The sequence below is a fragment of the Spirochaetae bacterium HGW-Spirochaetae-1 genome (genome assembly GCA_002839375.1).
Lineage (GTDB): Bacteria > Spirochaetota > UBA4802 > UBA4802 > UBA5550 > PGXY01.
The window spans coordinates 328,188-348,621 of record PGXY01000010.1 but is presented as its reverse complement, the minus strand read 5'-3'; the positions used below and the strand labels follow the sequence as shown (position 1 = coordinate 348,621).

The 20,434-nt window shown below is 49.2% G+C and carries 18 protein-coding genes and 1 other RNA gene; 5 read left to right on the top strand and 14 right to left on the bottom strand.

All coding sequences use genetic code 11. From position 1 onward, the window contains the following. Positions 1 to 108: 108 nt before the first annotated feature. Entirely contained in the window at positions 109 to 1,122 is a 1,014-nt protein-coding gene (locus CVV44_20580) for an MBL fold metallo-hydrolase (protein PKL35915.1), read from the bottom strand. Positions 1,123 to 1,266: 144 nt separating this feature from the next. Here CVV44_20580 and CVV44_20575 point away from each other — a divergent pair, with 144 nt between their 5' ends. Continuing rightward, a complete protein-coding gene (locus CVV44_20575) occupies positions 1,267 to 3,642 on the top strand; it encodes a hypothetical protein (protein ID PKL35914.1) in 2,376 nt (791 codons plus the stop codon). Between the two features lie 319 nt (positions 3,643 to 3,961). On the opposite strand, the gene CVV44_20570 is transcribed toward CVV44_20575, so the two are convergent. From CVV44_20570 to rnpB, 4 genes are all read right to left on the bottom strand, one after another. Next, positions 3,962 to 4,573 carry a hypothetical protein gene (locus CVV44_20570; protein PKL35913.1) on the bottom strand — a complete coding sequence of 204 codons (612 nt, stop codon included), beginning with the start codon at positions 4,571 to 4,573 and terminating at the stop codon, positions 3,962 to 3,964. After that, a complete protein-coding gene (sppA, locus tag CVV44_20565) occupies positions 4,570 to 5,520 on the bottom strand; it encodes a signal peptide peptidase SppA (GenBank protein ID PKL35912.1) in 951 nt (316 codons plus the stop codon). Before sppA ends, CVV44_20570 begins: the two co-directional genes overlap by 4 nt. A 99-nt stretch (positions 5,521 to 5,619) precedes the next feature. Continuing rightward, a complete protein-coding gene (locus CVV44_20560; GenBank protein ID PKL35911.1) occupies positions 5,620 to 5,937 on the bottom strand; it encodes a hypothetical protein in 318 nt (105 codons plus the stop codon). A 60-nt stretch (positions 5,938 to 5,997) separates the two neighbouring features. After that, an RNA gene (gene rnpB / locus CVV44_20555) (RNase P RNA component class A) lies at positions 5,998 to 6,394 on the bottom strand. Between the two features lie 376 nt (positions 6,395 to 6,770). Here rnpB and CVV44_20550 point away from each other — a divergent pair. The 4 genes from CVV44_20550 to CVV44_20535 all read left to right on the top strand — a co-directional run bounded on the left by CVV44_20550 (position 6,771) and on the right by CVV44_20535 (position 11,852). Further along, positions 6,771 to 7,559, top strand: a complete 789-nt coding sequence (locus CVV44_20550) for a thiazole synthase (protein PKL35910.1) — start codon at positions 6,771 to 6,773, stop codon at positions 7,557 to 7,559. Positions 7,560 to 7,565: 6 nt separating this feature from the next. Beyond that, complete coding sequence (locus CVV44_20545; protein PKL35909.1) at positions 7,566 to 8,678, top strand: 2-iminoacetate synthase ThiH; 1,113 nt, start codon at positions 7,566 to 7,568, stop codon at positions 8,676 to 8,678. 193 nt (positions 8,679 to 8,871) lie between these two features. Beyond that, a complete protein-coding gene (locus CVV44_20540; GenBank protein PKL35908.1) occupies positions 8,872 to 10,557 on the top strand; it encodes a Na/Pi cotransporter in 1,686 nt (561 codons plus the stop codon). 17 nt (positions 10,558 to 10,574) lie between these two features. After that, positions 10,575 to 11,852 carry a hypothetical protein gene (locus CVV44_20535; protein PKL35907.1) on the top strand — a complete coding sequence of 426 codons (1,278 nt, stop codon included), beginning with the start codon at positions 10,575 to 10,577 and terminating at the stop codon, positions 11,850 to 11,852. Between the two features lie 106 nt (positions 11,853 to 11,958). On the opposite strand, the gene CVV44_20530 is transcribed toward CVV44_20535, so the two are convergent. Genes CVV44_20530 through CVV44_20490 form a run of 9 tightly spaced genes read right to left on the bottom strand, consistent with a single transcriptional unit; the run spans position 11,959 to position 20,433 of the window. Beyond that, positions 11,959 to 12,363 carry a response regulator gene (locus tag CVV44_20530; GenBank protein ID PKL35906.1) on the bottom strand — a complete coding sequence of 135 codons (405 nt, stop codon included), beginning with the start codon at positions 12,361 to 12,363 and terminating at the stop codon, positions 11,959 to 11,961. Positions 12,364 to 12,408: 45 nt separating this feature from the next. Beyond that, the gene (locus CVV44_20525; protein ID PKL35905.1) at positions 12,409 to 12,939 is read right to left on the bottom strand and encodes a hydrogenase; all 531 of its coding nucleotides are present in this window, start codon (positions 12,937 to 12,939) and stop codon (positions 12,409 to 12,411) included. Positions 12,940 to 12,949: 10 nt separating this feature from the next. Beyond that, a complete protein-coding gene (locus tag CVV44_20520) occupies positions 12,950 to 13,486 on the bottom strand; it encodes a ferredoxin (GenBank protein PKL35904.1) in 537 nt (178 codons plus the stop codon). A 24-nt stretch (positions 13,487 to 13,510) separates the two neighbouring features. Next, on the bottom strand, positions 13,511 to 14,413 hold the full coding sequence (locus tag CVV44_20515; protein PKL35903.1) for a hypothetical protein: 903 nt from the start codon (positions 14,411 to 14,413) through the stop codon (positions 13,511 to 13,513). Between the two features lie 2 nt (positions 14,414 to 14,415). Beyond that, a complete protein-coding gene (locus CVV44_20510; protein ID PKL35902.1) occupies positions 14,416 to 16,092 on the bottom strand; it encodes a Fe-S-binding domain-containing protein in 1,677 nt (558 codons plus the stop codon). A gap of 36 nt (positions 16,093 to 16,128) precedes the next feature. Continuing rightward, complete coding sequence (locus tag CVV44_20505) at positions 16,129 to 18,027, bottom strand: hypothetical protein (protein ID PKL35901.1); 1,899 nt, start codon at positions 18,025 to 18,027, stop codon at positions 16,129 to 16,131. After that, positions 18,024 to 18,524, bottom strand: coding sequence for a hypothetical protein (locus CVV44_20500; GenBank protein PKL35900.1), 501 nt, complete (start codon positions 18,522 to 18,524; stop codon positions 18,024 to 18,026). The genes CVV44_20505 and CVV44_20500 overlap by 4 nt, the downstream gene beginning before the upstream one ends. Beyond that, positions 18,524 to 19,369 carry a hypothetical protein gene (locus CVV44_20495; GenBank protein ID PKL35899.1) on the bottom strand — a complete coding sequence of 282 codons (846 nt, stop codon included), beginning with the start codon at positions 19,367 to 19,369 and terminating at the stop codon, positions 18,524 to 18,526. The genes CVV44_20500 and CVV44_20495 overlap by 1 nt, the downstream gene beginning before the upstream one ends. 8 nt (positions 19,370 to 19,377) lie before the next feature. Beyond that, the gene (locus tag CVV44_20490; GenBank protein ID PKL35898.1) at positions 19,378 to 20,433 is read right to left on the bottom strand and encodes a hypothetical protein; all 1,056 of its coding nucleotides are present in this window, start codon (positions 20,431 to 20,433) and stop codon (positions 19,378 to 19,380) included. Position 20,434: the final 1 nt, after the last annotated feature.

The following is a 20,434-nucleotide window of genomic DNA, read 5'->3' as shown; positions in this document are numbered from 1 at the left end:
CCTCCTGATTGATGATTGGGCATATACATATGCCGCAGGGCTGTCAAGACAAATTAAGTTATTAGTATTCGAATTCATGGCGGGAATATTGTTACGAAAATTATGTGATTATATATCTATCTCCAGGCCCTCGTAGGCGATATCGACCTTTAGCTTGCCGGTCTTTTTCGCGTTCATTTTTTGATAGATGCGCGCGTTGGCCAGGACATTATCGAGCTTTTCGTCGCTGTAATTGGGATCATGATGAAAGAGGACCAGGTGCTTGATATTAAAGCCCCCGGCAATATCAATGGCGATGGAGGCCGAGGAATGGCCCCAGTCAAGCTTGTTTATCGATTCCTCGAAGGTGTACTGTGTATCAAAAAGAGCCAGATCCGCATCGTGGAACAGTTCCTTATACTGGTTGATGGTGTCGATCTCATCTATATTAAATTCACAGTCGCTGGTATAAACGAATACGCTGCCATTATGCTCTATCCGGTATCCGTAGGAACCTCCCGGATGGGGCATCCGCTTGGTGAAGACGCGTATATCGTTAAGGTAAAACTCCTCATCCTCGGCGACCCGAAAAAATTCCTTTGTAGCAGGCATATATTCCAGCGAAATGGGAAAATGATCAGGCGAATGCTGATATTCCAGCCGCTTTTTCAGGTCCTCGAAGGGCGAATAGAAATTAAACCGGTTGCCTTCGAAATAAAAGGGAGCAAAAAAAGGAATACCCTGTATATGGTCCCAGTGCGTGTGGGTGAGGAACACGCTGGCAACACCCTTTCCCTTTGAAAAGGGTCCCTTCAGCATCTCCTTACCCAGGTTTATAATACCGGAACCGCAATCAATCATGATGATGTCACCATCGTCGGTGGTAACCTGTACTGCCGTTGTATTGCCGCCATAGGTTCCCTTTACGGAAAAAGGGAGTGTCTGGATGAATGTATTAATGGCCTCATCGGACGTAACGTCCCCGGGAGTGGCCAGCTTAAGCGCCCTGCGTACCTTGTTTTCAATGAGCTCACCGTTCAGCGGCGTTGGTATGGATCCCCTGACCCCCCAGAGTTTTATCTTCATATCGGTATTCCCGGCGTGTATTTTACGAATAACATATCTATTATGGTTATCGGACATAAATATACAGCAGCATAGATAAAATCGTAAAGTAATTTTTACCTGTTCCGGTTACTTTATGAGCAAACCCTTTTTTTTCGTTGTTTTTACTGCCCGGTCTGATATTATTTCAAAACAGACGGACAATCAGGCATTTTCCCTGATATGGCTGCAATCAGGCTTGAGAGAGGAATCCTTATGACCGGCATGGAATCCTGCATATTTCTCGGGGCAATAAACCGCCCCTTCGCCAGGGCATATTTTATCAATGAAGGCACGGTTCGCCTCTGTACCGATGCAAAGGGCGATTTCAGGGAAGCCCCTTTTGCCAGGGATGTATTGCTCCCCCATGACATGCAGCCCGGCACCCCCGCTTCAATTGATGAAAACGGCTCCATATCTTCAACTTCCCATAACCGGCTTTCGCTATCCCTGGAGACTGCAGGTAATATCCTGGCTATTAATCACGACGGGACTACAATCATACAGCAGCACATCCATGAAAAGGACCCTCTTCTCTTTGACATAACAGCAAAACCCGGCGAGGGATTTTACGGCTTCGGTGAATGGTTCAATGCATTCCGGCGAACGGACGGTTCCCTTTCCCTGTACAACCACGAAGCACCGGCCTTTACCCAGCATAAACGGACCTATTCAGCATTTCCCTGTTTTCTCAGCGACAGGGGATACATGATACTGATATTAAATGCTCACCGGGGTATGACCCGGATCAACAAGCCCCGGGGCAGGCTCACCATCAGGTTCTCCGGCGGGTCACTGGACTATGTCTTCATCTATGGTCCCTCCTTCAGAATGATCCTTGAGCGTTACACCTCCCTCACGGGAAGGCCGCCCCTGGTTCCTCTCTGGGCCTTCGGGCTCTGGAACACGGCATATCCCGTGGAAAACCAGGAACAGACCCTGGCGCGGATAGAACAGCACCGGGTAAAAAATATCCCCCTCGACGCCGTCATTTTTGACTACCACTGGGAGCAGGGATTTCACACCTTTACCTGGAGGAAAAAGCTTTTCCCTGACCATAAGGCCATGCTTGCAAGGATGAAAACCCATGGGGTCAGAGCCGGTCTCATATATACGCCCTACATCAATAAAAAGGCCCTGAGCCTGTACAAGCTGCTGGTGCGCCTCTATGTGAAAAATGCTCCCCGGGGGGTTCCCTTTCTTTCCAGCGACAACGCCCATGAACTCTATATAGAAGCTGATAAAAAAGAATATTTCGCCCATAAAAATGTTACGTGGTGGCTGGGACGGGGCGGGGCTCCCGATTTTACCGATCCCGATGCGGTGAACTGGTGGTTCGACCTCCAGAAGCCCCTCCTGGACGACGGTGTGTATTTTTTTAAAAATGACGGCGGCGAATACCTGCCGGAAACGGCTGTTTCATCCACAGGTCTTGTAAAAAGTGAGTTTCATAACATATACAGCTTTTATTATACCAGGGCCGTGTTTGAAAAATCACAGGAATATCACCGCGGGGACAGAGCACTGGTCTTCTCCCGCACTAACTGGGCCGGAACCCAGCGCTTTCCCGGCATCTTTCTGGGAGACCAGACACCGGAATTCAAACATATTGCCGCCACCATGCGCTGCGGCCTCAACATGAGCCTCCTGGGCTATGCCTACTGGGGCGCCGATGTGCTGGGCCTCTACCGGAAACCATCGGCCCTTCTCCATAAGCGCTACACCCAGTGGGCCATATTCAGTCCCCTGGCCCGGTATTTCTCATCTCCTTTTGATGAGGATAGAAATCCCTGGGGCATCGACGAATCGTGCGAGGAAAATTTCCGGCGCCATGCGGACCTGCGCTACCGTCTCCTTCCCTACTACTACCGCCTGGCCCACGAGGCCTCCATCACGGGCATCCCCATCCTCCGCCCCCTGTGCCTGGAATTCCAGGAAGACCGCGAAACCCTGTCCATCGCAGACCAGGTCATGATAGGAGACTCCCTCATGCTCTGTCCCCTCGTATCGGATACATCAAACACGCGTGAGATATATTTCCCCAAGGGACAGTGGTATGACATCTGGGACGGGACCTGCCACAGCGGCCCTTCCCGGGAGATAATATCACCTCCCGGGGACAGAGCCCCTCTCTTTGTCCTGGGAGGAAAACCGGTCATCATGGGTCCCGTCATGCCCTTCATCGCCGATGATCACCGCTTTTCCGATATAGAGATACGCATGTATCCTCCATTCAACGGCGCCTCCTTTCTCTACGAGGATGACGGCCGCACCAGGGAATACGAAAAAGGACGGTATGCCTTGCAGCATATTGTATTCCGGCAGAAAGAAGATGAAATAGGCATTCTCATTCCCCCCGTTGAAGGTTCCTTTGACAATCAGCCGGCACACCGAAACGTTACACTCGAGTTATACATGATCACTGAACCGGGAGAGGTCTCCTCGACAGTGGACAACATGCAGCATGTATATGACAGGAACACCAGGACTTTGAGCATTAGTCTCAACATTGCCTTGCAGAATAAGACTGAAATAATTATTATGCAAAAAAACAAGTGATTACCGCTTAATTAAAAAAGGGGGTAATCTTTCGGATTACCCCCTTTTTTTCAATAGCTGTAGCAAGGAGATTTTATGTTAAACTTTTCTGTTGGTATGCCCTCTAAATCCATGAAAGGCTTTCAAGATAATCGCCAATCTGCGATTCGCTTACTTTCGCTTTCAGGGAGCATTCATGGTTTAAACACATCATATATGTTCTCATAATAGCACCTCATTTTTCTTATTATTACATACTTTTAGTATATTCTTATTTTCTTAATATGTCAATATATATAAGTTTTTTTTTATGTATTTTAACGTTATTTATAAAGATGTATCAGATCATGCTGGAAATCAATCCCATACCGCTGAAAAAGAACAGCACGGAACCGAAAAAGATAAATATTCCCATAAGCAGGATGGGAAAAAGAAAGATGAGCAATGCCTTGCCGAAATCCGTGGCATGCATTTCCGAAAGGGCCTGGATGGTGATAAATGCGGACCATATGAAAAGTCCCAGGGAAAAAAGCACGTAGAAAAATCCCGGGGCAAAATTAACCACCTTGAAAATGTAAACCAGGGGAAGGAGAAATACCTTGGGAAAAATAGCATAATTGATCACAATTATCAATTCCCTCACATTCCCCTTCATTCCCATGAACTGTATTATCAAGTCCATGAGGGCAGCCGTGATAATGATTAAAAAAACCAGCACCATGGAATGGAGAATCCATCCGTATGATATTTTGTAGAAGAAAAAGGACGTGGGGCGGCCCATGAGAGAACCGGTGAGCAGTTCCGTAATGGCCACAATGACCGGAACGGTGAAGCTCAGTGCCATGGCCCGGGGATCATTGCTTTTTATCTGCCGGTACAGGGCCCGCGGGTCAATGACGGTGAACAGAAAATAATCGGCCCACCGCAGGGAACGCAGGGTTGCAATAATCATGGCAGGTACCTGTATTCAAACTTATAAAGATTATTATAGTCCATCCCTTCCTTGAGGATGGTCTGGCCGCGGAACATCCCCTCCATATTCATGAGAAGCTGCTGAAAGGGATGTGTGATATCATCGTACACCGGTGCGTCTTCCGAAAGTCCGGCCAGTTCCCTGGCCTTGTTCACAGCGTCTTCGAAATCGCCGAGACCGTCGATGAGTTTATATTTCAGTGCAGCCTCGCCGTTCATAACACGGCCATCGGCTATGGGTTCGATATCGGAGATATTAATGTTCCGGCCCAGGGCGATATCCTTGAGAAATTTCCGGTATGATGCATCGATCATCTCCTGGATCATGATCCTTTCTTCGGGCGCCAGGTCCCGGTGCGTTGACAAAATATCCTTGAACCTGCCGCTCTTGATCACGTTCATCTGTATTCCCAGTTTTTCGAAGAGACGCTTCAGGTTAGGTGAATAGGCAATGACGCCGATGGAGCCCGTGATGGTTCCATAGTTGGCCATAATATAATTGCAGGCCGAGGCCACATAGTATCCTCCCGAAGCAGCCACATCGGCCATGGAAACTACCAGGGGAATATTCTTTTTCCTGAGGCGCCAGATTTTCTGGTATATTTCCTGGGAAGCGGCCACGGTCCCGCCCGGTGAATTGATCCGTATGACAACAGCCTTGATGCTGCTGTTTTTTTCGAGATCATCAAGGCGCTGGATAATAGCCTCGGCGCCCGATTTCAGGCCCAGGGCGCTGGTTCCCGATGACATCTCAATGGGGCCTTCAATCCGCACAAGCCCGATTCCCGGTCCGAACTTGGGAGTTGCCAGGGCGAATTGCGTATCCTGTGTTTTCTGAATCCTGAGGCTGATATCAACGATGGCAATCACCGATGAGAGAACCAGGAGGGCGAGGATCGATATGAGAATTTTTCTATTTCTGTCCATTATTATATCCTGAAATATTTATATGGCTAATATCGGCGGACTTCCATCTATCCCTGAACATACGGTTAACGTGCAATGAATAAAAAATGCCGTGGAGAATTAATATCTATCAGTCCCAACGCAGACACAGCGGAAGACCCTGTTTTTCGGGGATTCGCAGGAACCATATTCGTATTTAAACCCTTCCCGTTCCCAGCTGCCTTTCTTTACTCTGCTCTTCATATCATCGTTCACGCCTTGACAATCGCAGTAGCTGGCCCGGTATAGTTCTTTGCGGCTCACAATGGATTTGGCCGTTATTTCAGCCAGGACCATGCCTTCCTCGCAGATATAGACATCGACGACCTGGTAACTGCTGTATACCACACCACCCATGAAGGTAAAAAGGAGAATTGACGCGATAATAGTTTTTTTCATGGCCAAACCCCGCTGATTATGATGAACATAATGCTTTATCTTTTCTGTATATTATCAAGCTAAAAAAGGGGATCATAAGCCGAATTCTGTTTAAGCTGCCATCTATCTTGGATGCATGTTGCCATACACCTCCTTGCGACCTACCCACAGCCTTGGACGGGCAGTCCTTGAGCGGCTGTCTACTTGGTCTTGCACCGGGTGGGGTTTACACTGCCACCTGCATTACTGCCGGCGCGGTGAGCTCTTACCTCACCATTTCACCCTTACCACCTCACCCCCCTTACCCCCCTCTCCATATGGAGAGGGGGGTAAGGGGGGTGAGGTGGTGGTATATTTTCTGTTGCACTTTCCGTCGCCTCACGACGCCCGGGCGTTACCCGGCACCCTGCCCTTCGGTGTTCGGACTTTCCTCACCGCCCGCTTTACAGCGGGCCAGCGCGACCGCCTGTTCCCCTTTTTTAGCTATGATTTGAAAGACCATTAATATAAATATAAGGAAACTTCCAAAAAACATTAACGGATGTTTCCTTGTGGGCAATTTCAATGTAAAAACTTCTTTTAATGTTTGCCCATATTACAATTTATATATCATTCCAACTAGTGTCCAGTAAAAAACTAAGATAAAATCATGCTCTGACCCCCATGATCATCGTAAAAATACGGCTTTTACCTGATAATCATTGACAAAGCTCCTAAAAATTAAAGTAATGTACCTTTATCATTTTCTGAGCGGATGTTCAGTCTTGAAACCATCTGTTTTATCACGATTTCAGGAAACATTTACCGGATATTTACATATATTTAATACTGGATAGCGTACGAAAAGGAGCATTATGCACAATAATAACGCCACTGATGAATTGATTATAGCAGGGAAAAAATTCAACTCCAGGCTCTTTATCGGCACCGGTAAATTTTCCTCCCACGCAATAATGAAACAGGCCATTGAGGCTTCCGGTTCAGAAATGGTCACCGTTGCCCTCCGGCGTGTCGACCTGGACAATCCCGATGATGACATGCTGAAGACCGTCATGTCCGCTGAATCCATTCAGTTACTCCCAAATACATCGGGCGCCCGTGACGCTGAAGAGGCCATACGCCTTGCCAGGCTCGCACGATCCATGGGCTACGGCAACTGGCTTAAACTGGAAGTAACGCCCGATCCCCGGTATCTGCTCCCTGACCCCATTGAAACACTGAAAGCAGCCGAGGTCCTGGTTAAAGAAGGATTCATCGTTCTCCCGTATATCAATGCCGATCCCATCCTGGCCAAACACCTGGAAGAAGCGGGAACTGCCACGGTGATGCCCCTGGGGGCACCCATCGGGTCCAACAAGGGTCTCAGAACAGAGGATAATGTGCGGATAATAATTGAAATGTCTAAAATCCCCGTAGTGGTGGACGCCGGTCTGGGCTCACCCTCCCATGCCGCACTGGCCATGGAAATGGGGGCCCATGCCGTCCTGGTCAACACGGCCATTGCCGTGGCCGGTGATCCGGTCCTTATGGCACGGGCTTTCAAAAAAGGCGTCGAGGCCGGACGGGAGGCCTTCCTGGCCCGTACTGCCGCGGCCAGAGACACGGCCGAGGCATCAAGTCCCCTCACAGGGTTTCTCCGGTAGGCCGCCATGTTCACGGAAATATTCGACAGGTACGCTCCGGACCAGGTGAGAGAAAGGATATACAATGCCGGCACAGCCGACATGAAGAATATCCTGGAACGGGAGCATCTTCACGACGAGGATATCTTTACGCTCCTTTCGCCCGCTGCCGATTCCTTTCTCGAGGAAATGGCCGGGCTCGCATCGCACATCACCAGAATGCGTTTCGGCAATGTTATCCAGCTCTATACGCCGTTGTACATCTCCAACGAATGCGTCAATTCATGCCTGTACTGCGGATTCAATAAAAACAACACCATCCGCAGGGTTACTCTCACGATGGACCAGATAGAGCATGAGGCCGATATCATCTATAAAAGAGGCTTCAGGCATGTACTGCTCCTCACGGGGGAACATAAAGGGCGGGTACCCGTATCCATGCTGGCCGAAGTGGCGAAAAGAATCCATTCCCGGTTTGCCTCCGTGTCCATTGAGGTCTATCCCATGGAAACCGATGAATACGCACAAATGGCGGCCTCGGGCATTGACGGTCTCACACTGTACCAGGAAACCTATGATAAGGCCGTTTACAGCCATGTTCATCCCGCCGGCAAAAAACGGGATTTTTATTTCCGCCTCGAGGGTCCGGACCGGGGAGGCCTGGCGGGCCTGCGGAAAATCGGCATCGGCGCTCTGCTGGGCCTGTCGGACTGGAGGATCGAGGGATTTTACACGGCATTGCATGCCCTGTACCTGACCAGAACCTACTGGAAAACGCAGATCCAGGTTTCATTCCCGCGTCTCCGCGAAGCGCCGGGAGGGTTCAACCCCTTCACTCAGGTCCGGGACCGCGACCTGGTGCATCTCATATGCGCCTTCAGAATGCTCCTTCCCGATGCAGGCCTGGTCCTGTCCACACGTGAACCGGCGAACCTGCGAGACAACCTGTTCCCACTGGGAATAACCATGATGAGTGCCGGCTCCTCCACGGAGCCAGGCGGTTATTCAGGACTCGATGTGGCCGATTACCAGTTCCATGTCGAAGACGGGCGCTCCCCGGAAGAGATGGCCCGGGTCATCCAGTCACGGGGTTTTGAACCGGTATGGAAAGACTGGGACCGCGACCTCCTGGGCCGCTGATATTTACAATTTGCTGATTTTTCATATCCTTTTGGAAATATTCTTCTTGTCTGTATGGCAAGATCAATTTAACGTGGCACGTGGTAAAATATCATTCATTTTCTTGTAATCTGTTTTTATACAACGTATATCCTTGCAGCACCTGTTCGCTGATATGAATAGTAATTAAATGATATGAAGGAAGGTTATACCCATGCTTTTAACCGCAACCATATTGGGTGGACTTGGGCTTTTTCTTTACGGAATGAAAGTAATGAGCGAATCCCTCCAGAACGCCACTGGCGAGGGGTTAAAAAACGTATTATGGAAAGTCACCAACAACCGTGTTAAAGGCGTCCTCACCGGTTTTGGTATCACCTCCATTATTCAGTCTTCGAGCGCCACAACGGTCATGCTGGTAAGCTTTGTAAGCGCCGGCCTCATCAACCTGGAACAGTCCATCGGCATCATCCTGGGAGCAAATATAGGCACCACGGTAACGGGATGGATCGTGGCCATCATCGGGTTTAAATTCAAGATAACCACCCTTGCCCTGCCCTCTATAGCCATTGGTTTTTTCCTTCGATTCATGAACAAGGAAAAAGTAACCTATTGGGGAGAAGTCCTCCTGGGCTTCGGGATGCTCTTCCTGGGCCTTTCCTTCATGAGTGATTCAGTTAAGGACCTTCGGGGTTCCGAATCGATCATGAACTTCATGGCCACGTATAGAGCCGATGATCTTTTCAGTACCTTCATGGCTATAATGGTAGGTTCAGTCATCACCATGATAGTACAGTCATCGAGTGCCACCATGGCCATGACCATGACCCTGGCCGTAAACGGTATAATCGATTTCCCTACATCATGTGCCCTTATCCTTGGTGAAAACATCGGCACCACCATTACTGCATATATTGCCTCCATAGGTTCATCGATCTCGGCAAAAAGGGCGGCCCGCGTACACATGCTCTTCAATGTATTAGGCGTCACGTGGATGATCTTTCTTTTCAAACCGGTTGTCATTCCCTTCATCGACTGGATTGTTCCAGGCGATCCCTTTTCCATTGACCAGCTTGTCCGGGAGCGGGTCATCGCCGACCACATGGCGGCTTTTCACACCACCTTCAACGTAGCGAACACCCTTCTTTTTCTGCCCTTCACGGGATTTCTTGCCGCCATAGCAACTAAACTGGTACCGGCAAAAAAAGGAAAACCCGAAGAGGAGGAATTCCACCTGAAATTCATTTCCACTTCGCTACTTTCTACTCCCGCCATGAACCTGAACCAGGCCCGTCTTGAAACGAAACGCATGATGGATATCGTCACCCAGATGTTCAAGATGGTCATGGATATATTCGACAATCCCACGACAAAACTGGGCCAAAACGTTGAGAAGATAGAAACCCTGGAAAACCACACCGACCTTTTAGAAAAGGAAATATCAACCTTCCTGGTGAGAATTTCCCAGGGCACCATCTCCCAGGAACAGAGCCATGAAATAAGCTGCATGCTCCAGCGAGTGAACGAGCTGGAACGTATCGGCGACCACTGCGTGTCCCTGCTGAGACTTCTGCGAAGAAAATATGAAAATAAAATCGAATTCACCGAATCGGCCACGCGCCAGGTACACGAGATATCAGGGAAGGTTGCGGACTTCCTGAACCTCATTGGTCACAATTTCAATTCGTCGGCCAACATTATGACCAAGGCCGATGTCATCGAGAACAGGATCAATGAACTGCGACGGGAAATGCGCCAGGACCATGTACAGCGTCTCAGCGAAAATCTCTGCGATGTGGATTCAGGGCTCATCTTCATCGATATGCTCACCAGCTTTGAGAAGATAGGAGACCATTCCTACAACATCGCCGAGGGTATATCGGGCCTGCGGTATTTTTAGGTTGAAAGGTTGGGTTTATGAGTGATTCCCGCGAGACACTGGTTTATTATAGGGACAACGGCATTCAGAAGGAATCAATATCTGAAAAAGAAAAACAGGTTCTTGATTTCATAAATCAGAAAATAGCCGCCGGCAATTCCCTTGAGGAAATTCTGCATTTTTATTTTCACCAGATGCAGCATCTTATTCCCGCGGACCGCATCGGCATCGCCTTTTTTGAGGAAAACGGCAGCCGCATGGTACTCTACCATGTGATTACCGGTTATTCACCGGTATACCTGGACAGCGGCTATACCGCCGACTCCCGGGGCAGCTCCCTGGAACAGGTATTCTCATCGGAGACTCCCCGGGTCATTAACGACCTTGAGGCCTACTACCTGGAACATCCCCTGAGCGAATCCACGCAACTACTGCTTAAAGAAAATATCATGTCCAGCATGACATGCCCGCTCAGGGTAGAAAAAAGGCCTGTGGGTCTCCTCTTCTTCAGTTCAAAGAATAAATCAGCCTATTCAAGCCATGATATCATGCTCCACCTGGCCGTATCGGAACGACTCAGTCAGGCCGTTGAAAAGGCATGGACTATAAACAGGATGGCCCAGTCCATGAGTTCCTACATGGAAATGCTGGGTTTCGTAAGCCATGAGCTGAAAAGCCCGCTGGATTCCATAATTACCCTGGGTACCACCATGGTCCAGGGATACATGGGTGAGCTCAGCGAAAAACACCGGGACTATATCGACAGGATGGTAAAGAAAGCGCAATACCTCCGCGACATGGCGGCGGAGTATCTCACCCTCTCCCGCTTTGAAAGCTCCGCCATGGAACTGAAAAAGGAAAAAACCGATTTCAACGCAGATATATTGCGGGAATCCCTGGAAATCATACAGCCCCAGCTTGAAGAAAAAAAAATAACTCTTACCACAGCTGCCGATCCCGGGCTGCCCGTGATTGCCTGTGACCGCATGCTCATGAAAATCGTTGTAAACAACCTGTTGAGCAATGCCGTGAAATACAGCAATACCAGCGGAAGCGTGGATATCACCTGCAGTGCAGCAGAGAATACTTTTATGTTTACCGTTCGAAATACAGGCCCCGGCTTTTCACCGGATCAGAAATATCGCCTGTTTAAAAAGTTTTCACGCCTGGAAAGCAAGGAGCTCATGAAACGCAAGGGCTCGGGTATCGGTCTTTACACGAGCTGGAAGATCATTCAGTTTCATAACGGCCGTATCCGGGCCGATTCTGATGAAGGCCAATGGGCGGAATTTTCATTTGAAATCCCATTATCATAAAATTGTTTAAAAAAAAATCCGCGTTGTAACGCGGATTAAATTTGTTGTTAATGGCATCTTAGCAGATGTTGTAATAATTGATTAACAAATAAACAAAAAGAGACCTTTACGCTATATGTGCATGTATCTTTCTGACCAGGTCGTCGATATCCACGGGTTTGGTCAGAAAATCATTGACTTCCGGTAAAAAGCTCTCGCTTTCATTCAGTGAAAAACGTGAGTTGGTCACCTGGTTTATGGCCGTAAGCATTATGATGGGTACTTTTTGAACATCCCTGTACCGCGAATTTTCCCGGGCGCTCCGTATCTGGTAGGCCACTTCGAAACCCGCCGTATCGGTTTCCATCATTATATCGAGAATGATCAGGTCAGGTTTTTCCAGGAGGAGTTTTTTCAATCCCTCCGTACCGCTGTATGCCTCCACCACGTCAAAACCGTTGTGCTTCAGCACCGCTGTTATGGTCTGAACCAGGTCCTTGTCATCATCCACTATCAAGATTTTTTTGCTCATAACATATCTCCACAGAAAATTTATAAGGTACAAAGGACTATCGTTCTAATCCTCCAGCAGCCGGTATATGACATTCCTCTCTTCCCATTCTTTCCCCTGTTCGTACATGTCGATGGGGAATTCCATCTGCTTCATCTCTACAGGAGCGGCTTTCTTGTCAACGAGGCCCAGGGCAAGCGCGACACCGTAGATGATGGCTTCCGGCCTGGGAGGGCATCCCGGTATATAGTAATTAACCGGTATGGCCTTAAAGGCGCCGCCGGTAACATTGTAGGTGTCAAACCAGCATCCGCCGCCCGTGGCGCATGAGCCGATGCCGAAAACCAGTTTCGGTGACGGCAATGCTTCGAAGGCCTTCTTCACCAGGGGAAATGTAGGCCTGGTAACGGCGCCGGAAACAAGCATTACATCGGCATGTCGCGGTGAAGCCACCAGTTTTATACCGAAACGCTCAACATCATAATATGGCGTCAGTACATTCAGAATTTCTATATCGCATCCGTTGCACGCCCCGGTATTGCAGTGATACAGCCAGAGCGACTTGGGAAAAGATTTTTTAGCCAGTTTAGATAACATTCTCATCACCTCATTTCACGGGTCTTTGATAATTCTTTGTCGCCTCGAAAAGCTCCCGGTCGAACTGATCGGTAGTTTTTCTTATCAGGGCGCGCGTCTCCAGCGAATCATACCGGTATCCACGCAGATCCATACGTTCGATGGCATTGGTATTCTCCATGTCATAGCAACGGCCGCAGCGCTGGCAGGTGAGCATGAAAAGCTCCAGCCTTTCAGTTACATCCTCACGATCTCCCGTGGCCAGTTCGAATTCCGTTGAAATGGTTATGGCCTTCTCGGGACAAACGTCTGCGCAGCGTCCGCAGTACGTGCATCGAGAACCGTCATAGAGCATGACCCTGATTTCCTGGCAGTAGTCCCGAACCAGGATACAGCGGGCGGAACAGTGATTGGAACAGGCTCCGCATCCTACGCACTTGTGGTGGTCCCAGTGAGGCTGTCCACGGAAATTTTCCGGAGCCGGGTGCGGTGTAAAAGGATACCCCAGCGTGACGACTCCCGGTTTTAATACCATCAGTACCTGTTTTATTTTACTCGTTAACCACACGGTCTTTCTCCTTATTGTTAGATTTTACAATCCATATACTGACAGTCCCACGGCACAGAGCGACAACAGTATGAGAACGGAATAATATCGAACAGCCTGATCGATCCTGAACCGGGGGTTCGTTGAACCGATAAGGGCGATGATCACGAAAACCACGGCTACCCCGACAAGCTGGGTAAGTATATTCAGCGCATATATTCCGGTCTGCAGGAATGGAGCGAATACCGTAACCAGCAGGGACGCGTAGAACATCTGTTTCAGCATCATGTAATACTTGAACATGGCGTAGTTGGGTCCGCTGTACTCGATAAAGGGTCCCTCGAGAATCTCTATCTCGGCCTCGGTGATATCAAAGGGCTGACGGCCCACAAAGGCCTGCAACGCCACAAGGAAAACCACCAGCATGATTACCACGGAGACGGCATACCCGGTCTGGGCCACACTGAACATGGTGCTTCCGATACCAAGACTTTTCACTTTTACGGCCCCCATGATGAATGTCATGGCCAGCACCGGTTCCACCATGATCATGGTGATCATTTCGCGGCTGGCCCCGATCTGGGCAAAGGTGTTTTTACTTGCCAGGGCTCCCAGCAATACGGATACACCGCCCAGCGTGAGCAGGTATATGATGGTGATGACATCGGCATAACTGGTCAGCACATTTTCTTTGTATCCCAGCGGAACAAAGGCTATGACGGCCAGGATGGATGAGAGAGCCATGAGCGGGGCCGCTTTAAAAACCCAGTTTCCTGCCGAATTGATATTCTCCTTCCCTAAAAGCTTCAGCAGGTCGTAATAGGGCTGCACAACAGGCGGGCCCTGGCGGGACTGAACCCTGGCAGTCAGCTTTCTGATAATGCCCTCGAAAAGCGGGGCCAGCGCAAGAAAAATCACTATATTGATCACGATGTACAGGAATTCCATAATTATCTTCCCCTTTTATAGTTTCTTGACATATTTTCCAGTTCCAGGCGGTTCATAACCTTGATTTTGCCCGACCTGACGTTTACAATATTGACCCGGTCCGTGCATGAAAAGCATGGATCTATACTGCCCAGAATAATCGGGAAATCGGCAAACTGATCGTTTGTCAGCATATCCGGAACTCCCTGAAGGTTCGGATAGGTCGGGGCACGCACTCTCCAGCGATCAGGCCTGTTTTCTTCACCGGTGATAACATAATGGACTGATTCACCGCGCGGCGCTTCTACATTGGATATTCCATGCTTCAATGCCGGCAGAGCTTCTTCGACTTCGGTGATCAGTTCCCCTGCGGGCATCTGATCAAATAACTGTCGGATTATTTTTATCGCTTCAAATATCTCCAGAATCCTCACGACCACGGTGCCCCAGACGTCGCAGCTGTCTACAACGGGAACATCAAATTTTACATCGTTATAAGCTGCGTAGGGATGATCCCTTCTCACATCTATATCAACGCCCCGGGCCCTGGCAACGGGACCAACGAGACTCCATTTAACCGCCTGCTCCCTTGTTATGAAACCGACACCCTTGGTTCTCTTATGGATGGCCGTATCCCCTTTTATCGCTTTGAATATGACCATGGTCTCTTCCTCGACTTTTTTGAGGACATCGAGGATTTCTTTCTGCGTCTCCGGCGTCAGATCGCGGCGAACGCCACCAATGATTATCATGCCGTATGTCTTTCGGTTTCCGGTGATCCGTTCGCAGAGCCACATAATCTGCTCACGCACCCTCCATGACTGCATGAAGACCGTATCGAAGCCGATAAGGTGACCGGCCACACCGAGCCATAACAGGTGCGAGTGGAGACGTTCGATCTCCAGCATGGCAGTCCTTATGTACTCAGCCCGGCGGGATATTTTTAAACCAACGGCTTCCTCAACGGCTTGTGAATAGGCCGTTGCATGGACCGATCCGCAAATTCCACATATGCGTTCCGCTATAAAAGGAATCTCATTATAGCTCACCTGGGTTGTGCAGAGTTTTTCAATGCCCCGGTGCGTCATGAATCCGCGGTAATCGGCACCCTTGATTGTTTCGCCATCCACATACACTGCCCAGTGGTTCGGTTCGTGCAATGATGGATGAAAGGGACCAACGGGTATTACAGAACATCCCTCGGGGCATTCATCGAGCTGATATGCCACGTCTTCCGCCGATGGAGGAACCAGGTCATAGGGTACATCCTTTCTGAGAGGATATATGTTGTCCGGCCAGTCGTCGGCCGTAACAAGTTTTTTCGGCTTGGGATGGCCGGTAAACTTCATACCCAGGAGATCCTGATATTCCCTTTCCGACCATCCAGCACCGGGAATCTCGGGAGTCACTGAATCGAAAACCGGATCCTTTTCAGGTGTTGCTGTTCTCAGGTTCACCAGGAGCTTTTCTCCATCATAAGCGAAACAGTGGATCATCCCAAGGGAACCGTCCCTGCTGATGTTGTCGTATCCGACACCCACCAGGTACCGTGCGCCATCTCGCCACAGTTCATAGGCGACGTTTTTGAAACCTTCCTTTTTTACATCTATATAGAGGCGATCGGGTTTGGGGGTTTCAAATCCTGTAATCACACCGCCGAATTTGCTTTTAAGGTCTTTTTGTAAAGTTTCTGATTTCATAATCTACCTCATTTCAAATTATCAAGAGCATGAAGACTACTTCTTAACATTGCCCCCGGTCCACCAGAGTAAATTTTTCAGTGCAGCAAACATACTGCTGTCTTTATACCTGTTCAGGTTATTAAGATCCTGATATCCCCCGAGCCAGGTCGCCGCGGTGCGTTCCTGTGAACCACCCGACTTACTGAAGAGCCAGGAAAACAAGAAGGCCACTGCCACTACCAGAAGTATAACCGCGGGCACAGCTGCAGAAGCGGTAATGCCTTCCATGTTGCTCACCGAGACGCCCATGGATGATTCAAATACATAACCTGAGAGCGTCATGGCCTTGAAGCTTTCGTGAACGATGGATCCTTCCGAATTTTTGAATATATTTATGAATATGGTGTAATAGAACATGGGAATCAGTCCCTGAACGATGCAGAGAACGGTAAGAATAACCTTGGGAACAAGCATCATTACCGGAACTTCCTTTATTTTCTTTTCCACGGTCCATTGGGTTCCTGAAGAAGTGAATGCCATACCGAAAAATTTGACATAACAGGCCAGTGTAACGGCGCTGGTAAAGAGAGCGATGATGCCGAATATAGCCAGAAAAAGCATCTCGCTTCCGGCCAGCAGTGATGTGGATATAATGGTCCATTTACTGGCGAATCCGCTGAAAGGAGGAACCCCGGCAATGGACAGGGATGCCACACCGGCTATTATGGCGCTTATGGGCATGAGGGTGATAAGCCCGCCCAGTTTATTCAGGTCCTTTGTTCCCGTCGCATAAAGAATACTTCCGCTGGTAAGGAAGAGGAGTCCCTTGAATATGGCGTGATTAAGAACATGGTATAGGGCGCCGACTATCGCTATCAAACCCAGCATTTTCACAAAGGGACTGCTGGAGGATATCATGAGAAGCGAGGCCCCGGCGGCGAATACGATATAGCCGATTTGTCCAATGGAGCTGTAGGCCAGGAGCCGCTTGGCATCACTCTGTTTCATGGACTGGACCGTGCCGATAAAGAGAGTCACTCCGCCGCAGGCGGCGATTATCGTTCCCCATATGGTACCGTTAAAATGACTTTCCGTTCCGTGAGGAACCATCCAGAAGAACGTACGGATGATTCCATAGATTCCGGTCTTCAGCATAACACCGCTCAATAGAGCAGAGATGGGCGATGGCGCGATGGAGTGAGCGTCGGGCAACCAGAGTTGTCCAAGGGGGAAAATACCGGCCTTGAAACCGAACCCGATGAGAATAAGTCCATATATGACATACAGTTTGCCGCCCTGTAGCGCTCCCAGTTTTCCCGTTATGGTGTGGAGAGGGTCACCAAGGGCAACGCCGTCTATAAGCATCGTCCCGCCCATGATGAGCAGCCATGCAAGCTCCATGAGTATGAGATATTTGTTGGCGCTTTTCACATTTTCTTTTTTCTTGTATTCAAACTTCACCAGGAAGTATGATGCGATGGTCATGAGCTGCCATGCTACGGTGAAACCGATGGAGAGATCATCAACGGTGACCAGTCCTACCATCCCCATGATGAATAGCGGAAAATGAAAATAATATCCTTTCAACCCATAGTCGGGATAATGCTCCATGTACTGGATGGAGTAGAAGGCGCTCATAACGGCCATGAAAGATATAATTCCCATAAAGAAAGCCGAAAAGCTGTCTATGAGAAGATATATTTTATACTGGCCCAGTGAAAAGCCGTCGGACAGTGCACCGATGCTGAAAACATCCAGATCCAGGAGCGCTGCTCCGCCTCCGAAGAGGAGCACGTACGATATATTGATAAAAATTACGGCTGCCAGAGTGACAAAGAAAAAATTCAGCCACCCGGCCAGTTTTCTTTTACCGGCTAGGACCGGCGCTATGACCGCTGAAATAAGCAGCAATGTCATACCGGTCAAGAGGTTTCCATACATATTCCCGCTCATTGATATACTCCTTTTGGACTGCAATTTATAGCGCGGACCAGAAGATCCACGATCATATCTGCGCTCTTCCTGACTTCCTGTGATATGCCGACGCCGAAGTCCGTCGTATCCGCTTCTATTCCCAGGAGATACGTCTCCTTGTTGTATTGTTCCAGTATATTCCCGCACAGCTTCAATGACAGCTTATGCGTAGAAATATTTTGTATCACATCATCCAGGTCGTCTATTTTACCGAAAATAACGGACCCCGACGGTGACTCCGTCTGCACGGCGTCTATTATGAGCACCCTGTCACAGTTCAGTTCCGCTATTTTAAAAAGGTAGCTTTCCAGAACATCTTCGACATTGATGATGCTTATTCTTTCCGAGGAGACGTTATCTGTCATGGTGTCAACTATATAGAGACCAACGGCATCATCGCAGCGATAGTAATTACCCATGCCCACGACACAGGTTTTGCCGCTCATGATGCTCTCGATGTCTCCCATGAATTCCATCAGATCTGTTCTCCCAGAGTTTTGATCTGCTTGTATGTATAAACCGGGCCGTCGGTGCAGACGAGCGTTCTTCCTATGGCGCAGTGCTGGCACTTACCGATCCCGCATTTCATATGCCGTTCCAGCGTGGAGATGATACTGTCATCCTTGAGACCGCGTGACATCAGCTCTTTGATGACGCTGTTGAACATGACGGGAGGGCCGCACACGAATGCCACGGTGTTGTCCACGGGTACATTGGCTTTTGCGATAAGCTGGTTGACGAAACCCACATGGCCGTTCCACCCTGCGACGGCATTGTCGATGGAGATGAATGTCTCGAAGCCCTCACTCTTCTGCCATTCTTCGATATTATACTGATACATGAGATCCTTGGGTGTGCGCGCTCCGTAAAGCAGGATGATCCTGCCGAAATCCTTCCGATGCTGCAGAACATGGACTATTGAGGAACGCAGCGGAATCAGCCCGATACCGCCGGCCACATATATAACATTTTTTCCCTTGATATCTTCAAAAGGAAAGCCGTTTCCGAAGGGGCCCCGGATGCCCACCTTGTCGCCCACTTTCAGTTCATGGAGTGCGCCCGTGACTTTACCAACGTTCCGGACTGAAATGTGGAAACGGTCATTTTCCGGGCTCGGGGGAAGCGATACGGCGAATTCACCGGCACCGAATATGGTGCACATTACGAACTGCCCTGACCGGATCTTGAACTCCTTCTCGATTTCTTTGTCCTCAAAGACAAGATAGTAGGTTTTTACATCCTCGATCTCGTCCTTAATCTCTTCCACCACCGCTATCTGCGGAATTGTAACTAGTTTGTTAGAACATGTATGATCGCTCATCGTATCACCTACCCTGTAATTTCTCTTCTTATATAGGTAACTACATTGGGAAGACCTATATCACCGGGACATACCCATGCACATCGACCGCAGCCGACACAGCCCGGCCTCAGATATTTTTTCGACTGAGAATATGACAGTTTGCAGAAGAACCTTTTGTTTCTGCGGTCCTCTACGGGTTTCCGGGGATTGTGGTCGCCGGCCATCCGGGTATACCCCTCGAAAGAGCAGGAATCCCATGCGCGGAGCCTCACCACGCTGTGATCGGGCCTGTTGACGTCCTCAATATTGAAACATGAACAGGACGGACACACGAAAGAACAGGCGCCGCACTCGAAGCACTGGTTGCCGATATATTCCCAGATCTCGGGCTTTACAAAACCCGTAGTCATCCGGTTCATAGCCCGGGAGACCCACGCCTTATTGTCCGTGGCTATAATTTCAAATCGTTCAATGGACTCATCAACCACGGTCTGTTTTTTCCCGGCATAGTCATCGCCGGCTTTCTGCAGACCGAGGGATTCAACGAGTTTCTGTCCTTTCTCGCTTCCAACTTCCACCAGGTACTTGTCATCGATGAGGGTCAGGTTGAGATCATAGCCCTCTTTCGCGCTGGGGCCGCTGTCGGTACATACGCAGAAGCACTGTTTGAAAGGGATAGCGCAGGTGTTGGTGACGATAAACATTTTTTTCCGATGAGCAAGATATACCTCATCGACATATTCCTGTCCCATCATGAACCGGTCCAGACACATGATTCCCGTCAGGTCGCAGGACCGCAGGCCGAAAAGGGCCTTGGGCTCGGGCCCGAACTCGGCCTTCACTTTCGCTTCCTTCGTTTCCCTGTTATAGGAATGGGTCATGATCGACTCGATCTGGGGAAAAACGATTCCCTTGGGAGGCATGGAGGGAATGGGAGCGCCCAGGTCTATTTCATCAATGGAAGTAACTTTCTCGAAGAAGGTCTGACCCGATTCTTTTTCCACGACAGGGCCATATACTGCATAGGATTTGCTCAGCTCTTCCGCTATCTTCTTTACGTCATTCTTATTGATTAGATACATG

Coding starts and splice junctions, on each gene's coding strand:
- CVV44_20560 (PKL35911.1), bottom strand. CDS start 5,937: ATGAAAAAAACTATTATCGCGTCAATTCTCCTTTTTACCTTCATGGGT.
- CVV44_20530 (PKL35906.1), bottom strand. CDS start 12,363: ATGAGCAAAAAAATCTTGATAGTGGATGATGACAAGGACCTGGTTCAG.
- CVV44_20570 (PKL35913.1), bottom strand. CDS start 4,573: ATGATTATTGCAACCCTGCGTTCCCTGCGGTGGGCCGATTATTTTCTG.
- sppA (PKL35912.1), bottom strand. CDS start 5,520: ATGGACAGAAATAGAAAAATTCTCATATCGATCCTCGCCCTCCTGGTT.
- CVV44_20575 (PKL35914.1), top strand. CDS start 1,267: ATGGCTGCAATCAGGCTTGAGAGAGGAATCCTTATGACCGGCATGGAA.
- CVV44_20580 (PKL35915.1), bottom strand. CDS start 1,122: ATGTCCGATAACCATAATAGATATGTTATTCGTAAAATACACGCCGGG.
- CVV44_20545 (PKL35909.1), top strand. CDS start 7,566: ATGTTCACGGAAATATTCGACAGGTACGCTCCGGACCAGGTGAGAGAA.
- CVV44_20490 (PKL35898.1), bottom strand. CDS start 20,433: ATGTATCTAATCAATAAGAATGACGTAAAGAAGATAGCGGAAGAGCTG.
- CVV44_20550 (PKL35910.1), top strand. CDS start 6,771: ATGCACAATAATAACGCCACTGATGAATTGATTATAGCAGGGAAAAAA.
- CVV44_20535 (PKL35907.1), top strand. CDS start 10,575: ATGAGTGATTCCCGCGAGACACTGGTTTATTATAGGGACAACGGCATT.
- CVV44_20505 (PKL35901.1), bottom strand. CDS start 18,027: ATGAGCGGGAATATGTATGGAAACCTCTTGACCGGTATGACATTGCTG.
- CVV44_20500 (PKL35900.1), bottom strand. CDS start 18,524: ATGGAATTCATGGGAGACATCGAGAGCATCATGAGCGGCAAAACCTGT.
- CVV44_20510 (PKL35902.1), bottom strand. CDS start 16,092: ATGAAATCAGAAACTTTACAAAAAGACCTTAAAAGCAAATTCGGCGGT.
- CVV44_20525 (PKL35905.1), bottom strand. CDS start 12,939: ATGTTATCTAAACTGGCTAAAAAATCTTTTCCCAAGTCGCTCTGGCTG.
- CVV44_20515 (PKL35903.1), bottom strand. CDS start 14,413: ATGGAATTCCTGTACATCGTGATCAATATAGTGATTTTTCTTGCGCTG.
- CVV44_20540 (PKL35908.1), top strand. CDS start 8,872: ATGCTTTTAACCGCAACCATATTGGGTGGACTTGGGCTTTTTCTTTAC.
- CVV44_20495 (PKL35899.1), bottom strand. CDS start 19,369: ATGAGCGATCATACATGTTCTAACAAACTAGTTACAATTCCGCAGATA.